The sequence below is a fragment of the Flavobacterium cerinum genome (genome assembly GCF_024496085.1).
Classification (GTDB): Bacteria; Bacteroidota; Bacteroidia; order Flavobacteriales; family Flavobacteriaceae; genus Flavobacterium; species Flavobacterium cerinum_A.
The window spans coordinates 2837664-2854881 of sequence record NZ_CP101751.1 but is presented as its reverse complement, the minus strand read 5'-3'; the positions used below and the strand labels follow the sequence as shown (position 1 = coordinate 2854881).

Genomic DNA, 17218 nt, shown 5'->3' with positions numbered 1-17218 from the left:
TATATGAAAACACATATAATAATACTATTCGCTTTTATATTGACCGGTACCGCTGGATATGCACAACAGGACTCTCAATATACGCAGTATATGTACAATACCATCACTATTAATCCGGCTTATGCCGGGTCGCGTGGCGCGATGAGTATATTCGGTATGTACAGACGGCAATGGGTAGGTTTAGACGGTGCACCAACAACTGCTACTGCTTCTATTAATACACCTATCAATAATTCTAATATCGGTTTTGGTTTATCATTTATTAATGATCAAATCGGACCCGCTACCGAGAATAATATTTCGGCTGATATCTCGTACAGCATTCAGGCTTCAGATGATTATAAGGTTTCCTTTGGTTTGAAAGCCACTGCTAATCTTTTTAGTCTGGATATTAACAAACTGAACATTCAACATCAGGGCGATCCGCAATTCCAAAATCTGGATATGGATTTTAGCCCGAATGTGGGTGCCGGAATTTATGTTCATTCCGATAATACGTATTTCGGTTTGTCGGTTCCGAATTTTCTGGAAACCAAACACTATAAAGATAATTCGGTTTCGGTTACTAAAGAACGCTTGCATTATTACTTTATAGCCGGGCACGTATTTGATTTTAGCAGTGAATTGAAATTCAAACCGGCTTTACTGGTAAAAGCGGTTGAAGGCGCTCCTTTACAGGTTGATGTTTCCGGTAATTTCCTGATTAGTGATAAATTGACACTTGGGGTAGCCTATCGTTGGGATGCCGCTGTAAGTGCTTTGGCCGGATTTCAGGTTTCTGATTCCTGGTTTATCGGTTATGCCTATGATGCTGAGACTACTCGACTTGCTAATTACAATTCCGGGTCGCATGAGATCTTCCTCCGTTTTGAGTTTTTCAACAACTACAATCGGGTATTAACTCCACGTTTCTTCTAAATGATACGATTATGAAAAGCATATCTATACTTCTGCTAACTTTTATCTGCGCTACCGGTGTCTTGGCTCAAAAGGCCAGGATGACCAAAGCGGATAAAAAATACGACCAATATGCCTATATAGACGCGATCAAAGTTTATGAAAAAGTGGCTGAAAAAGGGTATAAATCGGCGAACCTGTTTGAAAATCTGGGAAATGCCTACTACTTCAACGGGGAATTGGATAAAGCTGAAAAATGGTACGGTGAACTTTTTGCGCTCAATCAAACGGTAGATCCGATCTATTATTTCCGCTATTCACAGTCGCTGAAATCAATTGGTCAATATGATAAAGCCAATAGCATGCTAAAGACTTTTTATCAGAAAACGAATGATCCGGCCGGTAATGAGCTGCTTAAAGATCCTGATTATGCTGAGAAATTGCGCACGGATTCCGGTCGCTTTCAGGTAGAAAACTCGGGAACCAACTCTAAATACTCTGACTATGGAGCGGCTTTTTTCAATGAAGGTGTTGTTTTTGCTTCTGCCAGAGATACCGGCGGTGTATTCCATCGCAAGCACAAATGGACCAATCAGTACTTTACTAAACTGTATACGGCCAAAATCGGTAGTGACGGCTTTCTCGAACCGGCTGAAAAGTTTTCTGAAAGCATCGATACCCGATTCCATGAAGCTACTCCGGTATTTACAAAAGACGGTACTACGATGTATTTTACCCGTAACAATTATAATAACGGTAAAAAAGGTAAAAGTTCCGACAGAGTTGTAAAACTGAAAATCTATAAAGCGACATTAGTCGACGGTAAATGGGATAACGTAATTGAAATGCCGTTTAACAGCAATAATTACAGTACGGCCCACCCTGCTCTAAGCCCTGATGAAAAATTACTTTATTTTTCTTCGGATATGCCGGGATCATTAGGCAACTCGGATATTTTTAAAGTGGCAATCAACAGTGACGGTACTTATGGAAAACCGGAGAATCTGGGTAAAACCATTAATACGTCAGGACGCGAAACGTTTCCGTTTGTTTCTTTAAAAAACGATCTTTACTTCGCTTCCGACGGTCATTTGGGAATTGGCGGATTGGATATATTTAAGTCTAAAATCCGTAATGACGGTTATAGTACGCCGGAGAATCTGGGAAGTCCTGTAAACAGTCCTAAAGATGATTTTGCTCTGATTTTAGACAGTCAGCAACAAATGGGGTATTTTAGTTCTAATCGGGATGGCGGACAAGGATCGGATGATATTTATAAATTCCGCGAATTGCGTTGTGAACAACTTTTAAAAGGTGTTATAACGGATAAAGAAAGCGGGCTTCCGCTTCCGAATGCTAAAGTCTCTCTTTTTGATGCTAATATGAATCCGGTTGGTACAATGCAGGCGGATTCCGGAGGTAATTATCGTTTTGAAAACATTGATTGCGATAAAAATTACTACGTCAGAGCTGAATATGATGGTTACCAAACTCAGGAAGTCAGTGTTATGATTCCGGCCAAATCCGGTGAAACAACTCGTAACATTGCTTTAGAGAAAAAAGTAATTCCGATAGAACCGGGTATCGATCTGGCTAAAGTTCTGGATATTGAGATTATATATTTTGATCTGGATAAATGGAATATTCGTCCGGATGCAGAAATTGAGCTGCAAAAAGTGATCACGGTAATGAAAGAACATCCAACGATTACAGTCGACATTCGCTCACATACTGACAGCCGACAAACACATAAATATAACGAACGTCTATCGGACAGAAGAGCTAAATCAACATTAGAATATATGGTTAAACACGGTATTGACAGAAGTCGCCTAACAGCAAAAGGTTATGGTGAAACGCAACTGGTTAATCGTTGTTCCGATGGTGTAAAATGTTCTGAAGCCGAGCATCAACAAAACCGACGCAGTGAATTTATCGTTGTAAAAATGTAAAGTGTTCATTTCATTATATATCCCTTTAAACGACAAAAGCATCCTCTTTTTAATAAAGGATGCTTTTGCATTTTGTGGTATTTGGGTTGGTTATTTTTTAATAAAGATATTGGTTATATACATATCTCCGTTTACATCTTTTCTTACAGCAATACCGAAATGCGTATAATCGCCTTCAATATTCATCCGGTGCATATCGCTGTTAAGCCACGCACTGAAAGTAGCTGCCGTAGTTCCGTAACCATAAGCAATATTCTCTCCTACTTTTCGGGCGCCGAGAGTCGATTTCAGGTTCTGTTCCCGTTCGCTAAAATAAGAATGGTCTACGGTTTTGGTTGAAATCATATATTCATCATGTCCTTCCGACAAATACGATATATGATTGATCACTTCTAAAGGCTTTAATCCTTTACTAATACGATAATCGTTAATCTTTTGTTCAATCTGTAGTTCTTCCTGATTATACGTAAAATCATTAACCACTTTATATTGCGTACCGGTATCTTCAGTACTATCCGTGGAACAGGAAGTCATCATTAAAAAGCACATCAATAGGAATGTGCTACGAAATAGTTTCATAGGCATTAATCGTTCTGTTACATTTGAGGCTGTCCTTTACCATAAAAAGACCCTGCAAATGTATTCTAATATCGATTACATGCAAAAAAAATCGACAAAAGAACTAAAACTTTAACATTCAGTAGGTTACAGCCTTATTTTTTATGAGGAAAGTCTTTCAATTTTCCAGTCGTATTCTGCTGTTAAGGAATAACGAATCCGATCATGAAGTCGGTTCGGACGTCCCTGCCAAAACTCTACTTCTACCGGTCGAACCAAAAAGCCGCCCCAATGTTCCGGTCGTGGTATCGTTTTCCCTTCGTAGCTTTTTTCAATTTCGGTCAGTTTTTGTTCCAGGTATTCACGGGATGGAATTACGGCACTTTGATCGGATGCAATAGCGCCCAGTTTGCTACCATCCGGCCGACTGTCAAAATAATTATCCGATATAATTTCAGTCGTTTTTTCTGCAATTCCTTTAATAATAACCTGCCTTTCGGCTGTTGGCCAGAAAAATGACAAACAAATATGCGGATTAGCCGCTATTGCCCTTCCCTTTTCCGAATTATAATTGGTAAAGAAAATAAAACCTTCTTCATTAAATTTTTTAAGTAAAACGATACGCGATTTCGGAAATCCGTCCAAACCGATTGTGGATACCGTCATTGCATTTACTTCTTCTATTCCGCCGAATTCTTCCACTTCATAAAACCAACGCTGAAAAAGATTAATTGGATCTTCCGGTATATTACTTTCCAGCAAAGCTGCTTTTTCGTAGGATTTTCTATAATCACTTAAATCACTCATAATTTCCGGTATTAAAATTACAGTTAAAATAAAATTCTTAAAACAACGGTACAAAAATGTCCGTTAGAATTCGAATACTTTCCCATCATCACTTAACAGTACATTAGGGAAAATTGTTTCAGCTTCTTCTTTAAAAAAGGCAATTTGCTCATAACGAGTCGAATAATGTCCTAGCAGTAATTGCTTTACATTGGCTAACTTAGCAATATTTGCTGCTTGTTTTGCGGTACAATGCAATGTTTTTTCAGCCAAATGGGCTTCCGTTTCAAGAAACGTACTCTCATGATATAATACTGTGGTATTTTCAATTAACGGTACAATACTTTCGTCGTAAACCGTATCCGAACAAAAGGCATAACTCTTTTCCGGCTCTGGATCGAAAGTTATTTTTTCATTCGGAATCACCGTACCGTCATCTAAAGTGATATCGCCGCCGTATTTTATTTTTTGATAGTAGCACTGTTCAATACCATAATTTAAAATGGCATTAATATCGAGTTTCCGTTCCGGATTTTTTTCCTGAAAATGATAACCGTTTGTATAAACACGGTGTTTTAAAGGAATTGTGGATACTTTTACTTTTTCATCTTCATATATCACTTCGCTTTCCTTGCTTTCCAACTCATGGAAATACAAATTATAACCGGTGTAAGATCCCGATAGGCGCAGTTGTAGTAAAATAACTTCTTTTATTCCTTTCGGACCATAGACATGCAGATCGCTAACCCGGTTTAACAACATAAAAGTTGAAATCAATCCTACTAATCCGTAAAAATGATCACCGTGTAAATGCGAAATAAAAATATGCTCAATCCTCGAAAACTTGATTTTCTTTTTACGAAGTTGTACCTGTGTCCCTTCTCCGCAGTCAATCAAAAACATTCTGTTCTTGATTTCTAAGACTTGTGCTGTCGGATTGGTTATAGTTCTGGGTGTGGCTGCATAACAGCCCAATATGGTTAGTTTCATGAAGCTGGTTTTAGGGATTAAAAGCCTAAATCGCGCTCAATTTCTTCCATCTCGATCATATCATGCGCTTCCAATAAGGTCGGAACAACCAGTAATGATGCCGGAACCCGATTAAAATCGATAGCACTGGCTACTATTACAAAAGACTTTTTCCCTTTTTTATGATTTTTTGATAAAGGGGTAAATAATTTAAGGGATGTTATATCCACCGTTTCATCCTGGGATATATCCAAAACAAGATTGTGGTTTTTATAACTGTTATGCTGGCTTGTAACTTTTTCTAAAAAAGCCTGTACGTTACTTTCCGTATCTTTGATAACGATTGTATGGCCTCTCTCTTCTACTTTCATTCGTTGGTGATAAAATGCAAATTTACTATTTTTTTAGCTTACAACCGGGAAATACGTTTTAGTTGTTATACTTTTCCGGAGTAATCAGTATTTTAAATAAAAACTGACCGTTTTTATCGCGATAGGAATAAATGATTTTTACTTTATTATCCCGGAAATCTTTCATATCCGGATTGTTTTTAATCGCACTGATCAAATTCGGTTCAATTACTTTTTGTGCTTCATCTATATCAACCTGTTCTTTATTTAAGTTGATCAATGTGTAATTGTACTGAAATACTTTATCGGGTAATACGACAGCATTATCCAATCGGGTTTCCCGATCTACTAAGATAGGACATTGCTTATTAATTTCATGAGACATTGCGGTTAAAGAACTGTCCAATGAGGGTTTCATTACATACCGAACACCAAAGAATATAGCCGGAACAAAAATTAAGATACCTGCAATTATTCCGATAATGGTTTTCATTTTGTCATTACGCTTCTCCATTCTTCTTTATTTTAAATCCAGACAATACACCACACTCATAAAACTGGGTTTGTACACTTCTTTTCTGGTTTTAATCTTTTCCTGTTCCTTTTCTGATGTTGCTACAGGAGTGATTTCCATCCCTTTAAAATTAATCTTAAAACGCTCCAGATAAATGGTACTCTGCGCCGGAATAATAAATTCTACCCGATTGTTTTTTGCTTCTTTTTTCCATGCCTTGAAATTTCTCAGAAACGAATCGCTTTTAATTTCATTCTCTGCAATCAGTCTTTTTTTAATTTCAATTTGAAATCCGTGGTGAAATGATTTTTCAGGAAAAGATATTTTTAGAGGTTGATCCGTATAGTTTCTGATGCAACAAAACTCAGCCAGGGTACATCCTGCCAGCAGAAAAGAAATCAATACTAATGCGAACCACTTTTTCATTCTGTTTATTTGATTTTTGAGGCCAGTAAATAGATAACGGCCATACGAATGGCGACTCCGTTTTCTACCTGGTTCAGGATAACCGACTGTTGTGAATCGGCTACATCTGATGTGATTTCAACTCCACGGTTTATCGGTCCGGGGTGCATAATTACAATCTCTTTATTTAAGGAATCCAACAATGTTTTATCAACGCCATATTGTTGTGCATATTCTCTTGTTGACGGAAAATAATTAACGTCCATACGTTCATTTTGCACACGAAGCATGTTTGCCACATCACACCATTCCAATGCTTTACGAAGGTTTGGTTCTACTTTTACTCCAAGACTTTCGATATGTTTCGGAATCAATGTTTTCGGTCCGCAAACCTTAACTTCTGCCCCTTGCATCTGTAAGGCAAAGATGTTTGACAATGCCACGCGGGAATGCAAAATATCACCTACTATCACCACTTTTTTTCCGGCTACTTCACCTAGCTTTTCACGAATGGAAAAACTGTCTAATAAAGCTTGTGTCGGGTGTTCGTGTGCTCCGTCTCCGGCATTTACAATACTCGCATTTACATTTTGCGCCAGAAAATGAGCAGCTCCGGGATTGCTGTGACGCATCACGACCATATCCACTTTCATGGAAAGGATATTATTTACGGTATCGATTAAAGTTTCTCCTTTTTTAACCGATGATTGCGCTGCGGAAAAGCTGATTACATCGGCTGACAAACGTTTTTGAGCCAGTTCGAATGACAATTTTGTTCGCGTACTGTTTTCAAAAAAAATGTTGGCAATCGTTACATCCCGTAAGGACGGTACTTTTTTGATCGGCCGGTTAATTACTTCTTTAAAGTGATCAGCGGTTTCAAAAATTAAATCAATATCGTTTTTGTTGATGTATTTTATTCCAAGTAAATGATTGACACTTAACTCTTTCATTGTTGTGTTGTTGCTAAATTAGTTGTTGGTTGTTGTTTTAGACACTAACAGGACTTCGTCCTCTCCTTCATTCTGTTTCCAGTTTACGATCACTCTTTCGTTATTAATCACATCTACCTGACGACCGCGATAATCCGGCTGAATCGGTAAATGTCTGCTAAAACGACGGTCAATTAATACCAGAAGTTCTATTTCTGATGGTCGTCCGAATGACTGAATGGCGGTTAAAGCCGATCTTATACTTCGTCCGGTATATAAAACGTCATCGATAAAAACCACTTTTTTGTCTTCTACCAAAAAATCGATCTGGGTCTTATTGGCTTCAAGCGGCTTTTCGTTTCTGCGGAAATCATCCCGGAAAAATGTAATATCCAAAAATCCAAGTGCTACATCTTTAACGTGATATTCGTCCTCTAAAAGTTGTTTGATTCGTTCTGCTAAATATTTCCCTCTGGGTTGAATCCCGATAAGAATAGTGTTTGTAAAATCAAGATGTTTCTCGATTAACTGACAGGCCAAACGATGCAGAATGATATTGACTTCTTTCGAAGTGAGCAATATTTTTTGACTCATAATGAAGTGTTGTGTTTGGGAGGTAAAAGTACAATAAATTTGTAATCCTGCGAACAGGTTTTTTGAAAAAACATTTTTTAAGTCGGGATAGATCACTTTATAACGAAACTTTAAATAGGCGTAAATTCTCCCGTTTTTCTATAAAAATATAACTATATTTGGATATGACACTTCCCTTTCCCAACCTTAAAAGCTACCTGCAATCCAAAGCCGGAATAACCGATAACCAATTTGAACTGCTCACCGATAATCTAAAAACAGCTACAATAGAGAAAGGTGCGGTAATATTACAACCCGGTGAAATTTGCAATCATTCCTTTTTTGTTGAACAGGGGTTACTCCGATCCTATACGATTGATCAGTCCGGAAAAGAACATATCATTCAGTTTGCAACCGAAAGCTGGATTATCAGTGACCGGAGCAGTACCTATTTTAATGAACCGTCTGATTTTTTTATCGATGCGGTCGAACCGACTACATTTATATACCTGGATCAGGATTTTATTCACAAAGCAGCTGAAATAAGCGCTTCTTTTCGGGTTTTTAATGAAAGAGCCTTACAAAATCATATTCGTCATTTACAAAAACGAATCAATCTTTTATTAGGTGCGACGGCAGAACAGCGTTATCTTGATTTTATCAAACTCTATCCGGATGTCACTTTACGCGTTCCGCAATGGATGATCGCTTCCTATCTCGGCATTACACCCGAAAGTTTGAGTCGGGTACGGAAAGAACTGGCCAAACGTAACTTTAATCCGTATTAATTTTATTTCTTATCCTACATCAATGCGAAAAAAAGGCAGTGATTGTAATTTTGTACTATAACTTTAAAGAAAGGAAATAGTATGGCAACAAAGAATATAGAAATAGTAGTAGCACCAAGACCTCCGCATTTTGTAGGTGACGGTTTTCGAGTGCACAATTTTATTCCAAGCGGTTATCATTTGGATATGGAACGTATGAGTCCGTTTATTATGATGGACTATAATTCTAAATATCACTTTGCTCCGTCAGAAATCCCGAGAGGCGTTGGCGTACATCCGCACCGTGGATTTGAAACAGTAACCATTGCCTATAAAGGAAAAGTCGCGCATCATGACAGTTCGGGTAACAGCGGAGTAATCGGTGAAGGCGACGTACAATGGATGACAGCAGCTTCCGGAGTATTACATAAAGAATACCACGAAAAAGAGTTTAGTAAAACCGGAGGTGAATTCCAGATGGTACAATTATGGGTCAACCTTCCGGCAAAAGACAAAATGTCTAAACCGAAATATCAGGGTATTACCAACGAACAAATCAATAAATATACTTTGGCCGATAATGCCGGTTTAATAGAAGTGATTGCCGGAGATTACCAGGGCGTAAAAGGTGCAGCCTCAACTTTTACACCGGTACAGCTTCAGAATGCAAAACTGAATAAAGGCGGAAAAGCCGGTTTTTCATTCCCGTCCGATTACAATACGGCTTTACTCGTAATTCAGGGAAGTATTCGTGTAAACGGAACAGAAGAAATTCCTACTGATCATTTTGTATTGTTTGAAAATAAAGGCGAAGATTTTGAAATTGAAGCTTTAGAAAGTGATACAATTGTATTAATTTTAAGCGGAGCACCGATTAATGAGCCTATTTTTGCTCACGGACCGTTTGTTATGAATACCCGGGAGGAGATCATACAGGCTTTTGAAGACGTTAATATAGGACGTTTTGGCTATTTGGAAGACTAACAACTAAAATATAAAACATGTCAAACATTCAACTGATTATAGAAGAGCGCGCTGCCAATATCGGTAACTTTATGGTAGGGCGCCTCTTACCTTTTCGGGAAAAAAGAACAGTTGGTCCTTTTGCTTTTATTGATCATATGGGACCGGCTTATTTAAAAGACTATCAGAACCTTGATGTGGCGCCGCATCCGCATATCGGATTATCGACATTGACTTACCTTTTTGAAGGTAGCATTATGCACAAGGACAGTTTGGGATCGGAAATTGAAATCCAGCCCGGAGCGGTTAACTGGATGACAGCCGGAAAAGGAATTGTACATTCTGAAAGAACACCAAATTATTTACGAACATCCGAAAAAGTATTACACGGATTACAAATTTGGGTAGCCTTGCCTAAAGCGTTAGAGCAAATAGAACCTTCTTTTGTACATGTTGATAAAGATGATTTACCGCATTGGGAAGAAAACGGATTGTCTTTTAAACTGATTGCCGGTGAAGCTTTCGGAAAAAAATCGGGAGTACCGGTTTATAGTCCGCTTTATTTTATAGAAATTAAGAGTACACACGCGCAAAAAGTAAACATCGGAAAGGATTTATACGGTGAAAGCGCTTTATACATTCTCGAAGGATCGATTAAAAGTGACGGAAATACGTTTGAACCGAAACAAATTCTGATTGCAAAAGACAGTACGCTTTGTGAATTTGAAATGGGTGAAAATACAACCGTTTATATTTTCGGCGGAGAAGCTTTTCCGGAAGAACGTTTTATTTTCTGGAATTTTGTTGCTTCCGACAAAGAATTGATCGAAGCTGCTAAAGAACGTTGGGAAAAACAAGAGTTTCCGAAAGTTCCGGGCGAAACTGAATTTGTTCCTTTACCTCCACCTCCAAAATTTTAAGCTTATGGATACGATTACTGCTCATATCGGAAAAGAACGTTATACAACTACCATCACGGCTCGTAAACACACGCTTGTTTCTGATGAACCGAATGATTTAGGCGGACAGGATCTTGGTTTTGCACCGCAGGAATTATTTGCTTCGGCATTGGCCAGTTGTACGATTATCACGCTTCGGATGTATGCCGATCGTAAAGGATGGGATTTAGAAGATATTAAAATTGAGGTAACCTTCGATCGCGATGCTGCTGCTAATGTAACCCGCTTAGAGCGGAAACTGGAATTTACCGGCAATCTGGACGATTCGCAAAAAGAACGCTTAAAAGTGATTGCAAACAGTTGTCCGATTCATAAAACATTGATGAACCCGATTGAAATAACAACAACAGTAAAATAAAATGATAACAATAGAACAAACTAACAACGACAACAAAGGTTTTTTTAAAGCCGTTTCCGACGGAAAAGAAGCCGGATTAATGACTTATAGCTGGGCGGGTTCCGACAAAATAATTATTGATCACACCGAAGTGAATCCGGATTTTAAAGGTCTGAATGTAGGTAAAAACATGGTGATGGAAGCCGTGGCTTTTGCCCGCAAGAACCATATCAAAATACTACCCTTATGCCCTTTCGCGAAAAGTGTATTTGATAAAAATACCGATATCCACGATGTGCTGTTTTAATATAATCCCTGTCAAGCTTTTAAAGCTTGACAGGGATTAACGCTATATTGCTTTATAGTCTCCTGTTTCATGAAAAAACACAAAAAGTCTGTTTTGAAGTGTTTGATCACTGTCTTTTTCAAGGATTAGGTTAATGGAATCACCAATTCCGTTTTCGGCAATCACCACCGATTTATAGGTTTCCGGATGTCGGTCTGCCCATTCGTTTTGCGTATAAAAATTGGAAACTGCCAGCATTTTAAAGCCTCTGACCTTGATTTTCTTATTCAGAAAGTTCTCTTTGAATGTACTCGTAAATAAAACATTTAACGCACTTTCCTTTTTTGTAAACTTATCGGCTTTATCTTCTAAAATCGTTACCGGCGGATCAAAATTTTCGAGTCGGTTGCGCTTAGCAAAAAAGAATTTATAATCTTCGGATTCGTTGTACAATAGTTTTGAAGAAGGTTCAGTCGCTGTTACCCTATTTTTCTTATCGTCATATTTAGCCTGATCAATTTTAATATTCAGTAATTGAGCCGACCTAAACTGTATTTGTCCCGGGAAATTTTTCTCTAAAGCCTCTTTCAGATATTGATTAATGATGATGTCACTATGCGAATAGGAATAGAGATCAAAATCCGAATTCAATTGATAGGTATCCGGTTGTATTAAAGCATTTCTTCGGTCGTACAGTTTAGCTATTCTTTCCCTAGCCGCATTACGGTCGGATGCATTCTTTATTTCTTCCTCAACAACGCCGAATGCTCCTTTTTCATCAAAGTATTTGTACAATGAAAAATAGAACGAATTGTCCTCATAAATCAGGTCTTTATTCAAAGTATCGTGAGCAAGCTGTAAGACATAGAATTTAGCATCGGTTTTGATCTTTTTAGGAACAAGGTCTATTTCGTGAAAGAGATGTTCAGGTAGCTTATACTGTTCCAGAACTTTCTTTACATTTTCACTGATTAGTAAGGACGTACAACCCGAAAAGTTGTTAAACCGCGGAACTTCATATAATCTGTTCGGTCCTTCCTGTAAAGAACCGTTTACTAATGTAATCAAGGAGTTAATGGCAAATGGTTCTTTCTTTTCGCGGTGCTCATTAAATATTTTGGGATCCTTTATTTGAAATTCTGGTGTTAATCCATGAATATCATTTTTTACCGGTTCAAAAAAGTAGTACCGCTGACTATAATCAAATTTATCTTCAAATATCTTTTCGAGTGAACGTTCATTGATGATCGGTAAAAATACTTTTTCATAAATCACCTTTTGATTGTGGTGAAAAGTATAAGCATTAAACACTTCGTCGAAATCATCTTCACTATATTCTTTTATATTCTGATTGTCAAATGTATTTTTCGGAATTATAGTGATTTTGTATTTATCAATTAATTCTTTGGTAATAAACGCATTATCTTCAATTATAAAAAGTATTTTTTTAGCATACTTGATAATAAAATCTTCCGTTACCGGTAGTTTTCTATTGCGACCGAGATAATACCAATTTAATTGTTTTTTAAACTTGTCAATTTTTTCTTCATCCCATACAATGGACTCATTCCAACCCAATTCCTGCCAGCTAAGACGATGCTCGTATTTTGCCAGGAAATCGGTATCCCAGGAAAGCATTTTATTTTTGCTGATTGAATGCCAATTCAAATCATGCTCATATCTTTTTATAAATTCCTTTTCAAGAGGATAAAACTCACAAACGTGAGAAATAAAAATCTTCCAATAGTATTTTAGTATTTTTTCTGTTTGCATCTTTTTATTTAAATTATACCTAACGATTAGGCTTTTATATTGTTATTTGATTGTATACTTTATTCGGTACTATAAAGCGTATTTCCTCAATATATAAATCGGATTATTTTCTGCTTTTAAAGAAATTTAAATATTTCTTTTTGTCTGCTCCAATAAAACTTTGATAATCTTCCATTTTTGTTTTTTAAAGGGATCGGGATTGTAATTTATTTTTAGAACTTATAATTTTCATCTATTACAGTAAAACTGATGCCTTTTAGATTGCTTTTTTCCATTGCCTCCTTCATGTCATTATCAACAACTATTTCATAATCATATCCTTTAATAAGGAAAAATTTCATGTTAAAATCTTTTTTGAAAGAGATTTTATTTATTTCTCTAATCGTATCGAGAAGTATTACAACATCTGATTTTTCAGGATCAATGCAGTCTTCTGTAGTCGTAAATTTAATTGCATAGGCTTTTAACTCCTCTTTCTTTTTATTTTCAAAAGTGATAGGAATAAACTCAATATTTGGAATTGTATTTAGTTCTAAAAACGTTTTAAAATGATTCGAAATTACATGCCCTGTTACGGCGTAATAATCGGTCTCCTTTTTTCCGACAAAAGGAATTTTCTTAAGCTTAGAATCTTTATTATCTCTTAATAATGTTATACTATCTCCATATTCAAAAGGAATATAAATATCCCCTTCGTTAATGATATGTTTTAAAAAATAATATTTCATGATTTTTTATCTTAAAATTCACAGATTGCTTCTTTCCGCTACTATCGATGCCACTTTTTTGGTTTATTTACGAATTTATAAAAATTTTCTTTCATAAAAACACTTTTGTTTTACCTCTCCAGTACGAATTTTTTAAGATCAGAAATTGAAATTGCCGGTAGAACAAGATTACTAATAGCACAAAATCAACTATCCGAATTAAATTTAAACTATAATTATAAAAAAATGATTTACGATTTAGCCGACAAGTTCAAAGACTTAAAAAACGAATTAGATAATAATGACCATTTTGATGTATATGCAAGATATGATGCAAGCGCAACTTAACGTTCAGAGAATATTTAAAATAGTTGTGCTGAGTTAATGGCTTGTCAAAACTGGCAGATGTTGTTCGCTAATCCGGATGAAGTTTCAAGATATTCGAAACAGTTAAACCAACTAAAAACATCCTACAACTCACTTTCAAAGATTTTTCCTGAAAAGGATTTTGAATTGTTTAAAAGAAAACTAACGGAACATAATCTTTTATAAAACACTAACATTCAGTAGATACGGTTTTTTTCCTGAAAACTTTAAAATAAAAACTCCTGCAATTGCAGGAGTTTTCGTTGTTTACTTAACCTTTATAATAAACAATCCACTATTTAACGATAAGTTTGGCGGTAAACAATTTTCTGGAATGAATTTTCAGAATATAAATACCTGTCGGTAAATCCTGTGTAATTAATGAATACTTATTATTATTCACATTTTTAGTCGCATACATTAGCTTACCTTCTGTATTAAATATCTCAATTAAATCGATCGGATAATCCGATTGTACAATCGTTTGATTGGTATTATTGGTCGGATTCGGATATACTTTTAATCCGTTGTCGATTTTAAATTTATCGCCGCCCAAAGTACCGTCCACTACTTCAAATGAAACCCGGTTGGATACTTCATTATAGGAATCGTTTGTGAACATCACCAAAAAATAATTTCCTGTTTCCGTTGGCAAAGCCGTTCCGGTTAAGGCCAATGTACCTTCCGCCTGACCGTTAAAGTAAGTATAGCTTAATAACGGATCGATATTCGGGTTTTCTCCTTCGTGGTAAATTCCTAACCAGTCTTTTACAATACCCGGTGCATCGGTCCAGGACGCAACAATTTGTTCTCCTAAATCGTAAACCGGTTTGTTAATCCATAATTCCGTTACCAGGTTTCCAACTTTAAAGAAAGCCTTGTTTCCTATTGCATTATAACCATCCTGTAAAAAGTATTCTGCATAATAATAACCTGTCGGTAAATTAGTAAAGGTTAGTGTTCCCGAAGCAGTCGTCACATATTGATAAGCCGTTGCCGTTACTTCTCCCGGAATATGTCCCATTTTATAAATTCCGATCCAGTCTTTTACCAACTGCGGTCCGTTACTAAACGTTACGGTAACCGGCATTCCAACAGCATATTCTTCCTGATCGGTACTAACAGTCGGTACCGGTCCTACATAAAAATACTGACGCGGTGCAATTTCCGTATAGCCGCCGTTTGAAAAAATAGCCGCATAATAACGTCCTTTATTGGCCAAACCGTTAGTAAAGGTGATTACACCATTCGGGCTACCGTTTGTATACTGCCAGGTCTGTGACGGTGTAGCAGAACCCGGTGTCTGACCTTCTTTATATAATCCGATCCAGGTAGAAGAACTCGCCGGAGCATCGGTATAATTAACTTTAATCGGACTACTTTGCGCATAGGTAACCGCATCCGTTACAATAGCCGTATTTACAACATTACTTCCGGTAACGGTAAACATTTTTACATCACTCCATTGTGACCAACCTAAGTTACGATCTCTATAGCGTAATTTTACATAATAGTCTCCATTTGGAATAGCATTAGCCGCTAATGTCATTTTGGTTATATCGACACCTAAATTACGATCGACAGTAGAATCTTTCTGAGTCTGATATATTCCGTATAGATTTTCAAAATCGCGATATACTTCTTTGGTGATGATATTAAAATCGGCTGTTTTTGAAATCTGAAACTGAGTCGTATTTAATAATTCATTTGTAGTCGTCGTATAAGGACTTCCCTCTAACGTTAAAGGTAATGTTACATTTCCGGTAAAGGTATTCTGGATCGATGGTTTAGCCGGAGCCGGTTTGTTTTTATGATGGTGAAACGCATCCATCAATTGGTTGTTTTTCCATTGGTCCACACTTCCTATTGAATAGCTTTCCACATCCATTTTACCGTTTACCACATCGATATCGACAATCTGATAAATCCAGTTACAAATCGTTTTCTGCACATCTTCAAAATCCTGTTCCGATGACATTCCCCAATACTGATCCCAGGCAGTTCCTCCGGAGATGATATTATAAGTAGGTGTATTCTTTAATTGTCCGCGATGGTATAAATGGTGATGCGCCCCGATATGCATAATATACTTTGACGATGTCGTTAAAAACGGAACAGCCGTATTTCGTACCCAGGTTGAAATATCACCTACATATTGTTCCGCCTGATACGGACGATGGCTTAATGAAAAAATCCAATCGACAGTAGTATCTGTATTCGCTGCTGCTACAACTTGTTGTAACCAGTTCATTTGTGCCGCACCGGTATGCTCCGAGCTCATACTGATAAATAATACGTTTCCGGCTTGCTGTGCGTAATAATTTTCTGTTCCGGACGAAATCCCTTTATAGGACAATTCACTGATATAAAAATGATCATAATACGATTGCATTCCCAGCGTACCATAGGTTTCGTGGTTTCCTACTGTCGTCTGAATCGGAATATTACCGGATAAAGCTCTGTTCTTTTTAAAATGGACATGCTCGTAATGATCCAGTGTTCCTACATCAACCTGATCGCCTACCATAAACGTCATCGCGATGTTATCTTCCGGAGGCAATCCTGTCCCCCATTTTTCACGAATCTTACGCTTTGCAGCCGATACCAAAGAATCGTAACGCGGTACTGCTTTTAACTGATTATCTCCCATAATCAGAAAACGAATATGTCCGTCTGCTGTAGCTGCTTGTCCCGGATTTGGAAGCGTTTTAAACGAATAAACATCCGAAACCGAAGCGCCGGTTTTAATTTTGTAATAATACTTGGTGTTTGGTGCTAAGTTGATCAGCTTTACATTGTGGTAAAAATAATTCCCAGGATAGCCGGAATCGGTAAAAATGTTGGTGTTTCCGGTAACGGTAACGTTCAGGTCGTTTGCAGAAGTTCCATATTCTACAATCGTTTCTGTATTACTTTCGGTTTTCCAGGTCACATAAACCGAGTTTGGCGTGACGTTCTGTAAATACGGATACAGCGTTTGCGCCCCGGCAGTCAGACTGACTACCAGGAGCAGTAACAAGTAAATTTTTTTCATGAATGTGTGTTTAGTTAGACGCTGCAAAAGTATCGGTCTGTCCGACTTTAACTTTTAATGCAACGTTACCCTTTCACACGATTCTTTTAC

18 protein-coding genes are annotated in these 17218 nt (G+C 37.2%); 7 read left to right on the top strand and 11 right to left on the bottom strand.

Features of this window, described 5'->3' with window-relative positions:
* Window positions 1-3 precede the first annotated feature (3 nt).
* Both NOX80_RS12770 and NOX80_RS12765 read left to right on the top strand, forming a co-directional pair.
* Window positions 4-918, top strand: coding sequence for a PorP/SprF family type IX secretion system membrane protein (locus NOX80_RS12770; RefSeq protein WP_256550178.1), 915 nt, complete (start codon window positions 4-6; stop codon window positions 916-918).
* Between the two features lie 11 nt (window positions 919-929).
* Window positions 930-2849, top strand: a complete 1920-nt coding sequence (locus tag NOX80_RS12765; RefSeq protein WP_256550176.1) for an OmpA family protein — start codon at window positions 930-932, stop codon at window positions 2847-2849.
* A 90-nt stretch (window positions 2850-2939) separates the two neighbouring features.
* Here NOX80_RS12765 and NOX80_RS12760 read toward each other — a convergent pair whose 3' ends face one another.
* From NOX80_RS12760 to pyrR, 8 genes are all read right to left on the bottom strand, one after another.
* On the bottom strand, window positions 2940-3428 hold the full coding sequence (locus NOX80_RS12760) for a CAP domain-containing protein (protein WP_256550175.1): 489 nt from the start codon (window positions 3426-3428) through the stop codon (window positions 2940-2942).
* A 141-nt stretch (window positions 3429-3569) separates the two neighbouring features.
* Window positions 3570-4214 (bottom strand): pyridoxamine 5'-phosphate oxidase, encoded by a 645-nt coding sequence (gene pdxH, locus NOX80_RS12755; protein ID WP_256550174.1) that lies wholly within the window; start codon window positions 4212-4214, stop codon window positions 3570-3572.
* Window positions 4215-4277: 63 nt separating this feature from the next.
* On the bottom strand, window positions 4278-5183 hold the full coding sequence (locus tag NOX80_RS12750; protein ID WP_256550173.1) for a ribonuclease Z: 906 nt from the start codon (window positions 5181-5183) through the stop codon (window positions 4278-4280).
* Between the two features lie 17 nt (window positions 5184-5200).
* Window positions 5201-5533 (bottom strand): ribonuclease Z, encoded by a 333-nt coding sequence (locus tag NOX80_RS12745; RefSeq protein ID WP_256550172.1) that lies wholly within the window; start codon window positions 5531-5533, stop codon window positions 5201-5203.
* Window positions 5534-5591: 58 nt separating this feature from the next.
* Window positions 5592-6026, bottom strand: coding sequence for a hypothetical protein (locus NOX80_RS12740; protein ID WP_256550171.1), 435 nt, complete (start codon window positions 6024-6026; stop codon window positions 5592-5594).
* A gap of 6 nt (window positions 6027-6032) precedes the next feature.
* Window positions 6033-6452 carry a hypothetical protein gene (locus tag NOX80_RS12735; protein ID WP_256550170.1) on the bottom strand — a complete coding sequence of 140 codons (420 nt, stop codon included), beginning with the start codon at window positions 6450-6452 and terminating at the stop codon, window positions 6033-6035.
* A gap of 5 nt (window positions 6453-6457) precedes the next feature.
* Entirely contained in the window at window positions 6458-7384 is a 927-nt protein-coding gene (locus NOX80_RS12730; RefSeq protein ID WP_256550169.1) for an aspartate carbamoyltransferase catalytic subunit, read from the bottom strand.
* Between the two features lie 18 nt (window positions 7385-7402).
* Entirely contained in the window at window positions 7403-7957 is a 555-nt protein-coding gene (pyrR, locus tag NOX80_RS12725; protein WP_256550168.1) for a bifunctional pyr operon transcriptional regulator/uracil phosphoribosyltransferase PyrR, read from the bottom strand.
* A gap of 164 nt (window positions 7958-8121) precedes the next feature.
* Here pyrR and NOX80_RS12720 point away from each other — a divergent pair, with 164 nt between their 5' ends.
* The 5 genes from NOX80_RS12720 (at window position 8122) to NOX80_RS12700 (ending at window position 11269) form a co-directional block, all read left to right on the top strand.
* Window positions 8122-8724 carry a Crp/Fnr family transcriptional regulator gene (locus NOX80_RS12720; RefSeq protein WP_256550167.1) on the top strand — a complete coding sequence of 201 codons (603 nt, stop codon included), beginning with the start codon at window positions 8122-8124 and terminating at the stop codon, window positions 8722-8724.
* Between the two features lie 81 nt (window positions 8725-8805).
* Entirely contained in the window at window positions 8806-9687 is an 882-nt protein-coding gene (locus tag NOX80_RS12715; RefSeq protein ID WP_256550166.1) for a pirin family protein, read from the top strand.
* A gap of 17 nt (window positions 9688-9704) precedes the next feature.
* Window positions 9705-10586 (top strand): pirin family protein, encoded by an 882-nt coding sequence (locus tag NOX80_RS12710; protein ID WP_256550165.1) that lies wholly within the window; start codon window positions 9705-9707, stop codon window positions 10584-10586.
* 4 nt (window positions 10587-10590) lie between these two features.
* Window positions 10591-10983 (top strand): OsmC family protein, encoded by a 393-nt coding sequence (locus NOX80_RS12705; RefSeq protein WP_256550164.1) that lies wholly within the window; start codon window positions 10591-10593, stop codon window positions 10981-10983.
* Between the two features lies 1 nt (window position 10984).
* Entirely contained in the window at window positions 10985-11269 is a 285-nt protein-coding gene (locus NOX80_RS12700) for a GNAT family N-acetyltransferase (protein ID WP_256550163.1), read from the top strand.
* A gap of 42 nt (window positions 11270-11311) precedes the next feature.
* Here the strand turns inward: NOX80_RS12700 and NOX80_RS12695 are convergent, their stop codons facing one another.
* The 3 genes from NOX80_RS12695 to NOX80_RS12685 form a co-directional block, all read right to left on the bottom strand.
* Window positions 11312-13021 carry a hypothetical protein gene (locus NOX80_RS12695; RefSeq protein ID WP_256550162.1) on the bottom strand — a complete coding sequence of 570 codons (1710 nt, stop codon included), beginning with the start codon at window positions 13019-13021 and terminating at the stop codon, window positions 11312-11314.
* 212 nt (window positions 13022-13233) lie between these two features.
* The gene (locus NOX80_RS12690; protein WP_256550161.1) at window positions 13234-13749 is read right to left on the bottom strand and encodes an imm11 family protein; all 516 of its coding nucleotides are present in this window, start codon (window positions 13747-13749) and stop codon (window positions 13234-13236) included.
* 640 nt (window positions 13750-14389) lie between these two features.
* Complete coding sequence (locus NOX80_RS12685; protein WP_256550160.1) at window positions 14390-17128, bottom strand: fibronectin type III domain-containing protein; 2739 nt, start codon at window positions 17126-17128, stop codon at window positions 14390-14392.
* Window positions 17129-17218 lie beyond the last annotated feature (90 nt).

What these genes read in the sequence shown, in the direction of transcription:
- NOX80_RS12770 (WP_256550178.1), top strand. Translation starts at nt 4, where the DNA reads ATGAAAACACATATAATAATACTATTCGCTTTTATATTGACCGGTACC.
- NOX80_RS12765 (WP_256550176.1), top strand. Translation starts at nt 930, where the DNA reads ATGAAAAGCATATCTATACTTCTGCTAACTTTTATCTGCGCTACCGGT.
- NOX80_RS12760 (WP_256550175.1), bottom strand. Translation starts at nt 3,428, where the DNA reads ATGAAACTATTTCGTAGCACATTCCTATTGATGTGCTTTTTAATGATG.
- pdxH (WP_256550174.1), bottom strand. Translation starts at nt 4,214, where the DNA reads ATGAGTGATTTAAGTGATTATAGAAAATCCTACGAAAAAGCAGCTTTG.
- NOX80_RS12750 (WP_256550173.1), bottom strand. Translation starts at nt 5,183, where the DNA reads ATGAAACTAACCATATTGGGCTGTTATGCAGCCACACCCAGAACTATA.
- NOX80_RS12745 (WP_256550172.1), bottom strand. Translation starts at nt 5,533, where the DNA reads ATGAAAGTAGAAGAGAGAGGCCATACAATCGTTATCAAAGATACGGAA.
- NOX80_RS12740 (WP_256550171.1), bottom strand. Translation starts at nt 6,026, where the DNA reads ATGGAGAAGCGTAATGACAAAATGAAAACCATTATCGGAATAATTGCA.
- NOX80_RS12735 (WP_256550170.1), bottom strand. Translation starts at nt 6,452, where the DNA reads ATGAAAAAGTGGTTCGCATTAGTATTGATTTCTTTTCTGCTGGCAGGA.
- NOX80_RS12730 (WP_256550169.1), bottom strand. Translation starts at nt 7,384, where the DNA reads ATGAAAGAGTTAAGTGTCAATCATTTACTTGGAATAAAATACATCAAC.
- pyrR (WP_256550168.1), bottom strand. Translation starts at nt 7,957, where the DNA reads ATGAGTCAAAAAATATTGCTCACTTCGAAAGAAGTCAATATCATTCTG.
- NOX80_RS12720 (WP_256550167.1), top strand. Translation starts at nt 8,122, where the DNA reads ATGACACTTCCCTTTCCCAACCTTAAAAGCTACCTGCAATCCAAAGCC.
- NOX80_RS12715 (WP_256550166.1), top strand. Translation starts at nt 8,806, where the DNA reads ATGGCAACAAAGAATATAGAAATAGTAGTAGCACCAAGACCTCCGCAT.
- NOX80_RS12710 (WP_256550165.1), top strand. Translation starts at nt 9,705, where the DNA reads ATGTCAAACATTCAACTGATTATAGAAGAGCGCGCTGCCAATATCGGT.
- NOX80_RS12705 (WP_256550164.1), top strand. Translation starts at nt 10,591, where the DNA reads ATGGATACGATTACTGCTCATATCGGAAAAGAACGTTATACAACTACC.
- NOX80_RS12700 (WP_256550163.1), top strand. Translation starts at nt 10,985, where the DNA reads ATGATAACAATAGAACAAACTAACAACGACAACAAAGGTTTTTTTAAA.
- NOX80_RS12695 (WP_256550162.1), bottom strand. Translation starts at nt 13,021, where the DNA reads ATGCAAACAGAAAAAATACTAAAATACTATTGGAAGATTTTTATTTCT.
- NOX80_RS12690 (WP_256550161.1), bottom strand. Translation starts at nt 13,749, where the DNA reads ATGAAATATTATTTTTTAAAACATATCATTAACGAAGGGGATATTTAT.
- NOX80_RS12685 (WP_256550160.1), bottom strand. Translation starts at nt 17,128, where the DNA reads ATGAAAAAAATTTACTTGTTACTGCTCCTGGTAGTCAGTCTGACTGCC.